Raw genomic sequence first — 12,547 nt, forward strand, 5'->3', positions numbered from 1 at the left:
GGCCCCCGGCCCGGCCGGCGGCCGAGCGGTCCCGGAGCCTCCGGGCCCAGCTCTGCCGGGCTCCGGATCTGACGGGTCCCGGGCCTGCGGGCCCCGACGGCCGGGCCCCAGCGGCCGGGCCCCGGGTCTACCGGAACGCGTCGAGACCGGTGAGCGCCTTGCCGAGCACCAGTTGATGCATCTCGACGGTGCCCTCATAGGTCAGCACCGACTCCAGATTGGTCGCGTGCCGCATCACCGGGTACTCCAGCGAGATCCCGTTGGCGCCGAGGATCGTGCGCGAGGTGCGGCAGATCTCGATCGCCTCCCGCACGTTGTTGAGCTTCCCGAAGCTGACCTGCTCCGGCCGGAGCCTCCCGGCGTCCATCCGCCGCCCGATGTGGTGCGCGAGCAGGATGCCCTTGTGGAGTTCGACCGCCATGTCGGCGAGCTTCGCCTGGGTGAGCTGGAAGCCGCCGATCGGCCTGCCGAACTGCTCGCGCGTCCGTGAGTAGTCGAGCGCGGCCTCGAAGCTGGCACGGGCGGCGCCCATCGCCCCCCAGACGATCCCGTACCGGGCATGGCTCAGACAGCTCAGCGGCCCCTTGAGCCCGGTGACCCCGGGCAGCACCGCGTCGGCCGGCAGCCGGACCTCGTCCAGCACCAGCTCACTGGTGACCGAGGCGCGCAGTGACCACTTGTGCCGGATCTCGGGAGCGGAGAATCCGGCCGTGTCCGTGGGGACGACGAAACCGCGGACCCCGTCGTCCGTCTGCGCCCAGACGACGGCGACGCCCGCCACCGAGCCGTTGGTGATCCACATCTTGCGCCCGGTCAGCACCCAGTCGGTGCCGCTGCGCTTCGCGTGGGTCCGCATCCCGGCCGGGTCCGAGCCGTGGTCGGGCTCGGTGAGCCCGAAGCAGCCGATGATCTCCCCCGCCGCCATGCCGGGCAGCCACCGCTGCTTCTGCTCCTCGGACCCGAAGCGGTGGATCGCGTACATCGCGAGGGATCCCTGTACGGAGACCAGCGAGCGGATCCCGGAGTCGGCCGCCTCCAGCTCCAGACAGGCCAGGCCGTACTGGACGGCGGTGGCGCCCGCGCAGCCGTACCCCTGGAGTGACATGCCGAGCGCGCCGATGGAGCCCAGCTCGCGGGCGAGCTCACGGATACCGGGCAGCTCCCCCTCCTCGTACCACTGGGCGATGTGCGGCAGTACCCGGTCGGCCGCCCAGGCGCGGACGGTGCCGCGGATCGCGAGATCGTCGTCGCCGAGCAGGTCGTCCAGGCCGATGGGGTCGGCGGGGTCGAAGGGCGGCAGCTTGGACGGTGCGGACATGGGGGTGCCTCCGGCGGCTCGCACGGACAACGGATAAAACTAGCAGCGTTAGTTACGGGGTTCCGCCGACGTTACGGCTCAGCGTCCCGCTCGTCCAGACCCGGCCGCGTCGGCGGGCACCGGGCGCTGGAGAGCGGACGGGGCCCCCTGCGGCAGGGCCTCGCGGGCCCGCCCGTCGGACGGCTGCCCGACGGCCGCCCGGCCGGTTTCCGTGCGCTCCGCCTGCGGGCCCCCGATGCGCCCGGACTCCCCGGCGAGGGCCGCGCACTCCATCTCCGGGGGCAGCCGCAGCGCGGCGAGCGCGCCGAGCAGCAGCAGACCGGCGCTGACGAGCAGGGTGATGTGCAGCCCGTGCACGAAGGCGTCCCGGGCGGCGCTGCGCAGCGCGGTCCCGGCGGGACCGCCGAGCCGGGTGGCCACCTGGTACGCCTCGCCCAGCGAGTTGGCGGCCTGGTGGCTCGCGGCCGCCGGGACCCCGTGCACCGATCTGAGCGACGGACCGTAGGCGGCGTTCATGACACTGCCGAGCAGCGCTATGCCCATACCGGCGCCCAGCTGGTACGAGGTCTCGCCGATCGCCGCCGCGCCCCCGGCCCGGTCGGCGGGGACCTCGCTGAGCATCGACTCGTACGCACCGAAGAGCGTGGCCTGAAGGCCGAAGCCGAGCAGAACGAAGGCGAAGGTCAGCAGCAGCGGATCGTCGTGGGGCCCCATGCGTACGAGGCAGAGCACGGCGGCCGCGGTCAGCACGAATCCGAAGCAGACCATCCGGCGCGGTCCGACCCGGCGCAGCACACAGGAGCCCATCGCCCCGGCGGTGATGGCGGCGAAGGTGAGCGGCAGGAGCCGCAGTCCGGTCGCCAGCGGGCTGAGGCCGAGCACCAGCTGGAGGTACTGGACGGCGATCAGCTCCAGGCCGACCAGGGCCAGCATGGCCATCACGATGCAGCCGACCGCGGTGGTGAACGTGGGCCGGGAGAACATCCGGATGTCGATGAGCGGGTGCTCGCGTCTGCGCTGCCGCCGGACGAAGAGCACGAGGAGCACGGCTCCCGCCACCAGCGGCACGAGCGTCGCGGCGCCGAGCACCCCTTCGCCGCCGCCGATCCGCTTCACCCCGAGGACCACACCGAGCACCCCGGCCGCCGCCATCAGCGCACCGAGCACGTCCCACGGACCGTCCGCGCTGCCCCGCGACTCGGGCAGCACCCAGCGGGCCAGCGGAAGCAGCACCGCCATCAGCGGGAGGTTGATCAGGAAGACCGAGCCCCACCAGAAGTGCTCCACCAGGAATCCGCCGAGCACCGGTCCGATGGCGGCGCCCACCGCGGCCACCGCGGTCCACACCCCGATCGCGACGGCGCGTTCCCTGCGGTCGGGGAAGACGGCCCGCAGCACCGAGAGGGTGGCCGGCATGATCATGGCGCCACCGACACCGAGCAGGGCCCGTGCCCCGATCAGGAGCCCGGGGGTGGGAGAAAAGGCGGCCACGGCCGAGGCCGCGCCGAAGAGGGCGTAACCGATCAGCAGAACACGCCGGCGGCCCACCCGGTCGCCGAGCGTGCCGAAGAGGATCAGCAGCGAGGCGCAGACCAGTGGATAGGCGTCGACGATCCAGAGCAGCTGGATCGCCCCCGGGCGCAGGTCCTCGGTGACGGCGGGGACCGCGACATGCAGGACGGTCGCGTCGAGGGCGACCAGCAGCAGGCTGACACAGAGGACGACGAGCACGACCCAGCGGTTGGCGCCGGCTGCGACGGCGACGCGCGGGCGCCGGCCGGTCACGGACGTCCCTGACATGCGCGTACCTCCCACAGCAGTGTCTCCCTCGCGCTCGGCGGGCGAGCGGGGGCCGGATGCCCTCCGCGGCCCGGCTTCGACGGGCGAGCGAGCCGTCAGCGTACGCGAGACCGCGCGACTCTCACGTGGCCCATCTCACCTCCCGCTCCACGGGTCCGCACCCCTGCCGCGCCAGCTCAAACGATCTTGGGAGGGCGGCGGTGCGGCAGCTTCGGCCGGGAAGAAATGCCGAGTGCATACTCGCGAAAGTATTTACCAGAAGGCCGATAACACGAGCGTAAGGGCCTTCTTGCATATAACGAGACCCGCGAACCGGTATTCGACATTGCGTTGGAATAAACAAGTCCCTGAGACAAAGTCCACATCACATCGTCATCACAAAGAGACCGGATCGGCCAGCCCTGTCACTCACCCGCTGTAACGTCGATTGAGTGCGTATCGACCGAATCTTTGCCCGTCTGGACCGGGAGCCGGAACCGCCGAAGCTAGAGATCCCGCGGATGAGCCGGCACCGGGTCGCCCTGCTCGGCTCGACGCTGGCCTTCTATCTGGCCATCGTCGTCGCCGTGCTGACCACGTCCTGGCTCGTGGAGCTGGACTGGAAGGTCATGCTCTTCCGGCCCTACCAGCAGTGGCCGCAGCTGCACGCCTTCCTCGACTACTTCGTGGTGCTCGGCCAGCGCGGGCCCACCGCGGTGATGGTCGCGGCCTGGCTCGGCTGGCGCTCCTGGCGGCAGCACACCCTGAGACCCCTGCTGACCCTCGGCGCCGCCCTGCTGCTGCTGAATGTCACGGTGGGCGCCGTCAAGCTCGGCCTCGGCCGCCTCGGGCCGCACTACGCCACCCAGATCGGTTCGGCCGAGCTCTTCGCCGGCGGCGATATATTTCCTTCGGGACACACCGCCAACGCCGTCGTGACCTGGGGAATCCTGGCGTATCTGGCCACCACCCCGCTGGCCAGGCGCTGGCTCTCGGTGGGCTCGGCCGCACTGGCCCTGGGTGTCGGAGCCACCACGGTCTACCTCGGTACGCACTGGCTGAGCGATGTCCTGCTCGGCTGGGCCGCCGGGCTGCTGGTGCTGCTGGCCCTGCCCTGGTTCGAGCCGCTGATCGGCCGCACCGAGACCGCGGTCTTCGCGGCGCGCGAGAGGTTCCGCGCCTCCCGCGGGCCCGCCGCGCCCGTGCCCGTACCGGCCGATGTCCAGCCGGTACTGCTGCCGCACGGCCACCCCCGGGCCGAGGGCCCGGACGAGGCGGGCCAGCCACTGGAGCCGGTGAGCATCGCGGGGCGCTCCAGTACCCCCCGAAGCGCCACCCACCCCACCACGCTCCAGCGGACCCACGCCCCGCGCTCGGAGCGCACCCCCGTCACACCGGCCGGCAGCCGCCGTCCCCCGCACTCCGACCGCACCCCCCGCACCGGGCAGACCCGCCCGGTGCCCGGCGGCTCCACCTGACCCCGGGGCGGTACGCACAGACTCCCCCGCAGCACGAAGGCCCCGGCCAGGGATCTCTCCCCGGCCGGGGCCTTCGTCCGCGTACCGCGGGCGCGGGTGGGTGCCCTGCCCCGGTGGAAGCGGGGATCAGCCCGGCCAGCAGCGGACGACCTTCCCCCCGTCGACCTCGAAGTTGAGCCGGCCCGACTGGAACTCCATGGTGATGACGGTGCCCGTGGGCAGCGCTCGCACGGTGGACCAGCCGCGTTCCCTGGCCAGCTGCCCGGCGCGCTCCTCATCGAGGCCCACATAGCTGTCGGGGGCGTCGTCGGGCTGTACGGGAGGGGTCGGAATGGGTGCCATGACACCCACCGTAGGCCCCCCGCCAAGACGGTGGAAGACCGGAAGGATCCCTTCCACGAACCGTCTCCGCACCACGGCGGCATCCGTGGCCTGTCACGCTTCTGTCACAGCATCAAGACACCTGTCCGGCCGCGCCCCGTCACCCGAAGGGGTGTATCACCCCTGTCGAATCGTCATTGCGCAGAAGGCCGGCAGCGGAGTAATTGACACCCGCGATATCACAGGAACCAGGCCGCACGCGAACGTCGAATTCTCCGGTGAATAGAGCCCGCGCCAAAATAACAGGAACGCGGCTGGTTCACGAATTCCCTACAGAATCCGCACCACCCGGATACCCCGCTCCTCAGCGCTTCGGAGGATCGATCCGCACACTGAGGTCGTTGTCCACCGTGTAGTACGGCGTGGCCGTGGCGGCCCGCCCCGCACCCCCCGTGCACGGTGAACCGGGGTAGACGAAAACGGACTTGCGGTCGGCGATGTCGTCGAGGATCCGGCTGATCCGCGCACCCCGCCCGCCCCGCTCCGCGTCCCCGGCAAGCAGCCAGAGGTCCCAGAACCGTGCCTCCTCCGCGCCGTCCCCGCCCCCCAGCGGCCCGTAGGGCAGCGTGCAGCTGAACTCCCCGTCGCCGCCGGCCCGCACCGGCTCCCGGTGCACCTGCCCCGGGGCGCCGCGCAGCCTCGCCTCGATCACCGCGTCCGGGCCGGGCACCACCCCGTACAGCTGTCCCCGGAGCGTGAGCGCGCCTTCCCGTACGGTGAGCTCACCGGCCTCCGCGTGCGGGGCGCGCGACCAGCAGCGGAGCGCCAGCATGCCGTCGGCCGTGCGGTACGGGACACGGGCGACCACGCGTGTGGCCGTGGGCGCCGGTGTGCGGGCGATCAGCTTCCGCAGGTCCCTGAGCCCCGGCTCGACCCGTTGCTCACCGGCCGCGCCGTCCTCCACGAAGATGTCCCAGCGGCCCTCACCGAGCATGTACGCCGCGTCCAGCACCGCGGACGGCCGGCCGTCCGGCGACTCGGTGAGCGCCAGCCTGACCCGGTCGCCTGACTTGCGCCGCTTCAGCACCAGCCCCGTCGGCCCGGCCGCCGTCACCGCGAAGCCGATGGTTCCGTCGGCGCCCGCCGTGCAGTCGACTGCGTACGGCAGCCGGTCCTCACCGGTCCCTGTCATGCGGCCCTCCTCCTTCGCACCGCACCGGATATCCGGTGCCGCAGTCCGTACGCTCCGCTCCCGGCCGTGCCACGGGCGCGCAGCAGCCCCTCGGCCAGCGGCCCGCGGGGCGGTCCGCCGCCGTGCCGGGCGGCCAGTTCGGTGAAGAGCGCCTCGTGCCGTGCCGCGACCGGCGCGGGGTCGAAGCGCGCCGCACTCTCGCGTGCGGCCTTTCCCATCGCGCCGCGCAGGGCGTCGTCCCCGATCAGTTCGAGCAGGGCGGCGGCGATGGCGTCGGTGTCTCCCACGGGGACAAGGCGCCCGTCGGCGCCGTCGCTGATGATCTCGCGGGGACCGTGCGGGCAGTCGGTGGAGACCACCGGCAGGCCCGAGCGCATCGCCTCGACGAGCGACATGCCGAAGGACTCCAGCCGCGAAGTGACCACGGCGACCGAGCCCTTGACCCACTCCGACTCGATGGGGTTGGCCGGGCCCATCAGGAACACATGGTTGTACAGGCCCAGTTCCTCGATCAGGGCCCGCAGGGCGCTCTTCTCGTTGCCGCTGGCGTCGCCGCTGCCGTAGATCCGCAGCCGCCAGTCCGGGCGGACGGACACCACCTGCCCGAAGCCCCGGATCAGCAGGTCGAACCGCTTCGTCTCGGTCAGCCGGCCCGCCGCCACGACCCACTTCGCCGTGGTGTCGGAGACTGGCAGACGCGGCTCGGGAACGCTGTTCGGGATGGCGTCGATCCGCAGACCGGGCACGGCCAGCCGGGTGCGGTAGGCGTGCGCGTCGGCCTCGGAGACCGTGGTGACGGCGTCCAGCAGGCCGTAGCGGTAACCGATCTCGCGGCGCAGCAGGGCGTTGTGGCTGTCGAGCGTGAGGTGCTCCTGGCCGACCCGGACCGGGCCGCGCCGCGCCTGGCGGGCGATCTGCACATTGAGTCCTGGCCGGGTCCCGACGATCACGTCGGCCTCCAGGGACTTCAGGTACCCGGCGATCCGTGAGTCCGTGAGCCGGCTGTACTGGCGGTGGCGGTGATCGCCCCGGGGAAAGACGGTGGCCCGCCGGGCGTGGAGCGGATCGTCCCCCGCGTACGACGGGCTGCCCTTGCGCATATCGACGAGATGGCTCATCCGTACGCCGTCGGGGGCGCCCAGGGTCGGCCGGTCGAGATGGCGGAAGACGGAGACGATCTCCACGTCGTGCTGCTCGGCCAGCGTCCCGGCCAGCGTGAAGGTGGTACGGATCGTGCCGCCGATGCCGTAGGCGTTGTGGAGCATGAAAGTAATGTGCATGTCGCCGTCGTGTCCCCCGCGTCGCCGCCGTGTGCCCGGGACCGCGGCACCCCGGCGCCCCCGGTGTCCCGGGGCTCCCCCGCGACTGCCGTGCGAAGGGACTCTACTCGGCGCCCGCCGGCCGCTCCGGCGGAGCCCCGGTCCCGGCCGGGAGCGCCAGCCGGGTGCCGACGGCGAGCCGGTCGGGGTGCGGGCCGACGGTACGGGCGTTGGTCCGGTAGAGCGCGGACCAGCCGCCCCTGACCCGGTGGTGCCTGGCGATGGAGCTGAGGGTCTCGCCGGGCCTCACGACATGGACCCGGCCCGCCGGGTCGTGGAAGCCGTACCGCCTGGAGCAGACCGGCCAGGCCCGCCAGCCCTGGGTGGCGAGGATCCGCTCCGCGACGGTGATCTGCTCCTCACGGGTGGCCAGATCGGCCCGCGGGGCGTAGGCGAGACCGCCGTTCTCGACCCAGGTCGACTGGAGGATCTGGAGCCCGCCGTAGAAGGAGTTGCCGGTGTTGGCGTCCCAGTGGCCACCGCTCTCGCACGCGGCGATACATCCCCAGGGCCGCTGGTCACCGGTGCAGGGCAGCGGCCCGGATGCGCCGGCCCGCGCGGGGACCCCTGCCGCGGGCGGCCGGGCGGCGTGCGCACCGGACGGCGCCAGGGCGATCAGCAGGGCCAGCAGGGCGGCGGGCCACACACGAGGGGTCGGCATCGGGCCACGTTAAGCAGAGCGGATCAGATGATGATCGTGCCGCGCGAAGGACCGCGGCCGCCCCACCCGGTCGGCGGACCAGGCGCCCGTCACCGAAGACAGCCCGGCGCCGCACCCCGGCACTGCCGCCCGGCACTGCCACCCCCGGCGCCCGGCCCATTTCCGTACGCCTTTACGCGTGACCCCGGAAGCCGGTCTCCCGTTGTTCTCTTGTCGGCCGGGAACTGCCCGGCGCACGAACCGAGTTCGAGGAGCCATCCGTGCCGCGCATGCTCGACGTCAGCCAGGACGTACGTGCCGAGATCGGCGACGAAGAAGCCGATCTCCTGCTCGCCGGGGAGAACGCCCCGGGCAGCTACGACTGCACCTCCTGCCGTACCCCCGGAGACTCCGAGCAGGAGCGCACCAGCACGGTGCTGTTCGTCGGCGACGAGACCGCCGTGCTCGCCTTCGCCCACGCCACCTGCATCCCCTCACAGGTCGTGAAGGTCGCCGAGACGCAGCTCCAGGGCGCCGTGCGGAGCATCACGGGCGAGGACGCCGAGCCCCGGCAGCAGGCCCCGCAGTCCCCTCCGGTCGCGGCCGCGCCGGAGCAGGCGGTGCTCGGCATCACCAGCGGTCTCGTGCTGATCCAGGGCGAACTCCACCCGGCGCTGGTCGTCGAGCCGACCGCGCCGGTCGTCCGGCCCGGCTCCACCGGCACGGGCGACGACTTCCTGCAGCTCCTCACCGAGCAGGGCTTCCTGCCCGTCGCCGATCTGGAGCAGGTGCCCCGCGCGCTGCCGGGCTGGTCCGTGCTGCTCGCCATGGGACAGCTGCACGCCATCCTCCAGCCGGGCACCGGCGGCGGCAGCCCGGTCTCCTGGTGGCAGGCGCACCAGCCGCTCCATGTCACCGACGGCTGGCGCACGGCGGCCAACAGGTCGCACACGGTGCTGGTCTTCGCGGCCCCTGCGGGCTCGATCGGACAGCAGGGCCGCGAGGACCTGCTGCGTGACGCGCTGGAGCGGGCCGCCATGCGCGGCGCGCTGGTGGCCGCCGCTCTGCCGCTGGCCGGCACCTGAGAGACCCGATGCCCTTCCCCCCGCCCTCTCCGGCCCGGGGGGTTATCGGCATGTTCGTACGGGAAAATCCGCACTTCTCGCCCGCGTCCCCGCATCCGATGGGCCCCGGGGTCGTTGGCCCCTGTGTGCACCCATACGAGCCGAGCCGCCAGCCGTACCAGACGCCGATCCCCGCGATGCGTCCGTCCCAGGACCCGGCGGGGCCCCGTTCCGCCACACCGATCTACGACGCGCTCTACTCCGAGTACCGCAGATCGTTCCGTACGCTCCCCGGCGACCGGAGCAACGAGGAGCACACCGGCTTCACGGCGTTCGGCACCGGGATGCACGGAAGCGGCACCTACCACGGCGGCAGCGGCGGACAGCGCCCGCCGGAGAACCCCGGGGGCTGGCAGCGGCAGCACAACCCGGGGCACTCCCGGCCCGCGCTGCCGCCCGGCCCGCGCCGGGGTCTCTGACGGGCGGGCCCGTGCGGGGCGGTACCGGACCGACTGCCGGACCGGTGGCACCCGCCGGTCCTGCCGCCCGTCCGGTTACTTCTTGCGGCCGCGCTTCTCGCGCACCCGGACCGAGATGTGGACCGGCGTCCCCTCGAAGCCGAACTCCTCACGGAGCCTGCGCTCGATGAAGCGCCGGTAGCCGGCCTCCAGGAAGCCGGAGGCGAAGAGGACGAAGCGCGGCGGCATCGTCCCGGCCTGCGTGCCGAAGAGGATGCGCGGCTGCTTGCCGCCGCGGACCGGGTGCGGGTGCCCGGCGACGATCTCGCCGAGGAACGCGTTGAGCCTGCCGGTCGGGACCCTGGTCTCCCAGCCCTTGATGGCCGTCTCGATCGCCGGGACCAGCTTCTCCATGTGGCGCCCGGTGCGGGCGGAGACATTGACCCGGGGTGCCCAGGCGACCTGGCCGAGCTCGGTCTCGATCTCCCGCTCCAGGTAGTAGCGGCGCTCCTCGTCGAGGGTGTCCCACTTGTTGAAGGCGAGGACCAACGCCCGGCCGGCCTCGACAGCCATGGTGACGATGCGCTGGTCCTGGACGCTGATGGACTCGGTGGCGTCGATCAGGACGACGGCGACCTCGGCCTTCTCGACGGCGGCGGCGGTGCGCAGCGACGCGTAGTAGTCCGCGCCCTCCTGGAGGTGCACCCGGCGGCGGATGCCCGCCGTGTCGATGAACTTCCAGACGATGCCGCCGAGCTCGATCAGCTCGTCCACCGGGTCGCGGGTGGTGCCCGCCAGTTCGTTGACGACGACCCGGTCCTCCTTCGCGACCTTGTTGAGCAGGGAGGACTTCCCGACGTTCGGACGGCCGATGAGCGCGATCCTGCGCGGGCCGCCCACCGTGGTCCCGAAGGTCTGCGCCGGTGCCTCGGGGAGCGCTTCGAGTACGGCGTCCAGCATGTCGCCGGTACCGCGGCCGTGCAGCGAGGAGACGGGGTGCGGCTCGCCGAGGCCGAGCGACCAGAGCGTGCTGGCGTCGGCCTCGCCGCTCTGCCCGTCGACCTTGTTGGCGCAGAGCACCACGGGCTTGCCCGCCCGGCGCAGCAGCTTCACGACGGCCTCGTCGGTGTCGGTCGCGCCGACCGTCGAGTCGACCACGAAGACCACGGCGTCGGACGCCTCGATGGCGTACTCGGCCTGGGCCGCGACCGAGGCCTCAAGGCCCAGGACGTCCTGCTCCCAACCGCCGGTGTCGACGACCTTGAAGCGGCGGCCTGCCCACTCGGCCTCGTAGGTGACGCGGTCGCGGGTGACGCCCGGCTTGTCCTGGACGACTGCCTCGCGGCGGCCGATGATGCGGTTCACCAGGGTCGACTTGCCGACATTCGGGCGGCCGACGACGGCGAGGACGGGCAGGGGGCCGTGCGAGGCCTCCTCAAGAGCGCCTTCGACGTCTTCGGCGTCGAAGCCCTCTTCCGCGGCGAGCTCCATGAACTCCGCGTACTCGGCGTCGCCGAGCGCTCCGTGGTCGTGCTGGTCGTTCATGAAGTCCGTTCCTCTGTTGCGTCATCGATGGACCGCGGTTGCGCGGTCCACTACTCAAGTCTCGCTCAGCGCCCGGTGAGGCGCCTGGCACTTTCCAGGTGGCCGGTGAGCCGCTGCTGGATCCGTACGGTGGCCTCGTCCAGCGCCTTGCGGGTACGCCGTCCGCTGCCGTCGCCCGCGTCGAAGGGCTCGCCGAACACCACGTCGACCCTGCTGCGCAGCGGCGGCAGCGCCCTGACGAGGCGTCCGGCGCGCTCGGTGCTGCCCAGCACGGCCACCGGGACGATGGGCGCCCCGGCGCGCAGCGCGAAGTACGCGAGTCCCGCGCGCAGCGAGGCGAAGTCGCCCTCGCCCCTGGTGCCCTCGGGGAAGATCCCGAGCACTCCCCCGCCCGCGAGCACCGTGAGCGCGTCCGTGACCGCCGTACGGTCGGCGGTCGTCCGGTCCACCTTCAGCTGACCGATTCCGCGCAGGAACGGGTCGAGAGGACCGGTGAACGCCTCTTTCTTGATCAGGAAGTGCACCGGCCGGGGTGCGGTTCCCATCAGCATGGGTCCGTCGATGTTGTGCGAGTGGTTCACGGCCATGATGACCGGGCCGCTCGCCGGGACCCGCCGCGCGCCCAGGACGCGGGGCCGCCACAGGCCGTACATCAGCCCGATGCCGATGCCCCGCCCGACCGCGGCACCGCGTGGCCCGGGTGGTGTCACCTGGCGGCCCGCTTCTCCTCGACGAGGGTGACGACGCACTCGATGACCTGCTGAAGGGTCAGCTCCGTGGTGTCCACCTCGACCGCGTCGTCCGCCTTGGCGAGGGGCGACGTCTTACGGCTGGAGTCGGCCGCGTCCCGCTTGACCAGGGCGTCCCTGGTGGCGGCGAGGCCGGCGGCCTGGCTGCCCTTGAGCTCGCCGCTGCGGCGGGCGGCCCGCGCCTCGGGGGAAGCGGTCAGGAAGACCTTGAGGTCCGCGTCCGGGAGGACGGTCGTCCCTATGTCGCGGCCCTCGACGACGATGCCGCCCACGGCCGAGGCCGCGATGTCCCGCTGGAGCTCCGTGATACGGGTCCGCACCTCGGGGACCGCGCTCACCGCGCTGACCTTGGCGGTGACCTCCTGGGTGCGGATGGGGCCCGAGGCGTCGGCGCCGTCGACCGTGATGGTCGGGGCGGCCGGGTCGGTGCCCGAGACGATGGAGGGCTTGGCCGACGCGTTGGCGACGGCGGCCGCGTCCTGCACGTCGACCCCGTTGCTGATCATCCACCAGGTGATCGCCCGGTACTGGGCGCCGGTGTCCAGGTAGCTCAGCCCGAGCTTGGCGGCGACCGCCTTCGACGTGCTGGACTTGCCCGTGCCGGAGGGGCCGTCGATGGCGACGATCACTGCTGCCGGGGTGTTCCGGGCGGCGGTTTCCACGGTGACGGGCACCTTCCTGCTT

At 72.4% G+C, this 12,547-nt stretch carries 12 protein-coding genes; 3 read left to right on the forward strand and 9 right to left on the reverse strand.

The window, feature by feature from the left end; all coding sequences use genetic code 11:
* Window positions 1-127: 127 nt before the first annotated feature.
* Together ACFXBC_RS26635 and ACFXBC_RS26640 are read right to left on the reverse strand one after the other, a co-directional pair.
* The gene (locus tag ACFXBC_RS26635; protein ID WP_385029499.1) at window positions 128-1,318 is read right to left on the reverse strand and encodes an acyl-CoA dehydrogenase family protein; all 1,191 of its coding nucleotides are present in this window, start codon (window positions 1,316-1,318) and stop codon (window positions 128-130) included.
* Between the two features lie 78 nt (window positions 1,319-1,396).
* Entirely contained in the window at window positions 1,397-3,118 is a 1,722-nt protein-coding gene (locus ACFXBC_RS26640; protein WP_385029502.1) for an MFS transporter, read from the reverse strand.
* Between the two features lie 431 nt (window positions 3,119-3,549).
* Here ACFXBC_RS26640 and ACFXBC_RS26645 point away from each other — a divergent pair, with 431 nt between their 5' ends.
* The gene (locus ACFXBC_RS26645) at window positions 3,550-4,575 is read left to right on the forward strand and encodes a phosphatase PAP2 family protein (protein WP_385029505.1); all 1,026 of its coding nucleotides are present in this window, start codon (window positions 3,550-3,552) and stop codon (window positions 4,573-4,575) included.
* Between the two features lie 126 nt (window positions 4,576-4,701).
* Here the strand turns inward: ACFXBC_RS26645 and ACFXBC_RS26650 are convergent, their stop codons facing one another.
* The 4 genes from ACFXBC_RS26650 to ACFXBC_RS26665 form a co-directional block, all read right to left on the reverse strand.
* Entirely contained in the window at window positions 4,702-4,917 is a 216-nt protein-coding gene (locus tag ACFXBC_RS26650) for an I78 family peptidase inhibitor (protein WP_385029508.1), read from the reverse strand.
* A 343-nt stretch (window positions 4,918-5,260) separates the two neighbouring features.
* Window positions 5,261-6,088, reverse strand: a complete 828-nt coding sequence (locus ACFXBC_RS26655; protein ID WP_385029511.1) for a transferase — start codon at window positions 6,086-6,088, stop codon at window positions 5,261-5,263.
* Window positions 6,085-7,368 (reverse strand): glycosyltransferase family 4 protein, encoded by a 1,284-nt coding sequence (locus ACFXBC_RS26660; protein ID WP_385029514.1) that lies wholly within the window; start codon window positions 7,366-7,368, stop codon window positions 6,085-6,087. Before ACFXBC_RS26660 ends, ACFXBC_RS26655 begins: the two co-directional genes overlap by 4 nt.
* A gap of 103 nt (window positions 7,369-7,471) precedes the next feature.
* The gene (locus ACFXBC_RS26665; RefSeq protein WP_385029517.1) at window positions 7,472-8,068 is read right to left on the reverse strand and encodes a transglycosylase family protein; all 597 of its coding nucleotides are present in this window, start codon (window positions 8,066-8,068) and stop codon (window positions 7,472-7,474) included.
* A gap of 260 nt (window positions 8,069-8,328) precedes the next feature.
* On the opposite strand from ACFXBC_RS26665, the gene ACFXBC_RS26670 reads away from it, so the two are divergent.
* Together ACFXBC_RS26670 and ACFXBC_RS26675 are read left to right on the forward strand one after the other, a co-directional pair.
* Window positions 8,329-9,132, forward strand: coding sequence for a hypothetical protein (locus ACFXBC_RS26670; RefSeq protein ID WP_385029520.1), 804 nt, complete (start codon window positions 8,329-8,331; stop codon window positions 9,130-9,132).
* Window positions 9,133-9,308: 176 nt separating this feature from the next.
* Window positions 9,309-9,590 carry a hypothetical protein gene (locus ACFXBC_RS26675; RefSeq protein WP_385029523.1) on the forward strand — a complete coding sequence of 94 codons (282 nt, stop codon included), beginning with the start codon at window positions 9,309-9,311 and terminating at the stop codon, window positions 9,588-9,590.
* A 75-nt stretch (window positions 9,591-9,665) separates the two neighbouring features.
* Here the strand turns inward: ACFXBC_RS26675 and der are convergent, their stop codons facing one another.
* From der to cmk, 3 genes are all read right to left on the reverse strand, one after another.
* Complete coding sequence (gene der, locus ACFXBC_RS26680) at window positions 9,666-11,114, reverse strand: ribosome biogenesis GTPase Der (protein ID WP_385029526.1); 1,449 nt, start codon at window positions 11,112-11,114, stop codon at window positions 9,666-9,668.
* Between the two features lie 65 nt (window positions 11,115-11,179).
* Entirely contained in the window at window positions 11,180-11,767 is a 588-nt protein-coding gene (locus tag ACFXBC_RS26685) for a lysophospholipid acyltransferase family protein (protein WP_385029577.1), read from the reverse strand.
* Window positions 11,768-11,820: 53 nt separating this feature from the next.
* Window positions 11,821-12,537, reverse strand: coding sequence for a (d)CMP kinase (gene cmk, locus ACFXBC_RS26690; RefSeq protein WP_385029529.1), 717 nt, complete (start codon window positions 12,535-12,537; stop codon window positions 11,821-11,823).
* Window positions 12,538-12,547 lie beyond the last annotated feature (10 nt).

The sequence above is a fragment of the Streptomyces sp. NPDC059398 genome (assembly GCF_042751845.1).
Lineage (GTDB): Bacteria > Actinomycetota > Actinomycetes > Streptomycetales > Streptomycetaceae > Streptomyces.

Excerpts from the sequence above, each read along its gene's own strand:
- ACFXBC_RS26635 (WP_385029499.1), bottom strand. The coding sequence starts at position 1,318 with ATGTCCGCACCGTCCAAGCTGCCGCCCTTCGACCCCGCCGACCCCATC.
- ACFXBC_RS26640 (WP_385029502.1), bottom strand. The coding sequence starts at position 3,118 with ATGTCAGGGACGTCCGTGACCGGCCGGCGCCCGCGCGTCGCCGTCGCA.
- ACFXBC_RS26650 (WP_385029508.1), bottom strand. The coding sequence starts at position 4,917 with ATGGCACCCATTCCGACCCCTCCCGTACAGCCCGACGACGCCCCCGAC.
- ACFXBC_RS26655 (WP_385029511.1), bottom strand. The coding sequence starts at position 6,088 with ATGACAGGGACCGGTGAGGACCGGCTGCCGTACGCAGTCGACTGCACG.
- ACFXBC_RS26660 (WP_385029514.1), bottom strand. The coding sequence starts at position 7,368 with ATGCACATTACTTTCATGCTCCACAACGCCTACGGCATCGGCGGCACG.
- ACFXBC_RS26665 (WP_385029517.1), bottom strand. The coding sequence starts at position 8,068 with ATGCCGACCCCTCGTGTGTGGCCCGCCGCCCTGCTGGCCCTGCTGATC.
- ACFXBC_RS26675 (WP_385029523.1), top strand. The coding sequence starts at position 9,309 with ATGCGTCCGTCCCAGGACCCGGCGGGGCCCCGTTCCGCCACACCGATC.
- der (WP_385029526.1), bottom strand. The coding sequence starts at position 11,114 with ATGAACGACCAGCACGACCACGGAGCGCTCGGCGACGCCGAGTACGCG.
- ACFXBC_RS26685 (WP_385029577.1), bottom strand. The coding sequence starts at position 11,767 with ATGTACGGCCTGTGGCGGCCCCGCGTCCTGGGCGCGCGGCGGGTCCCG.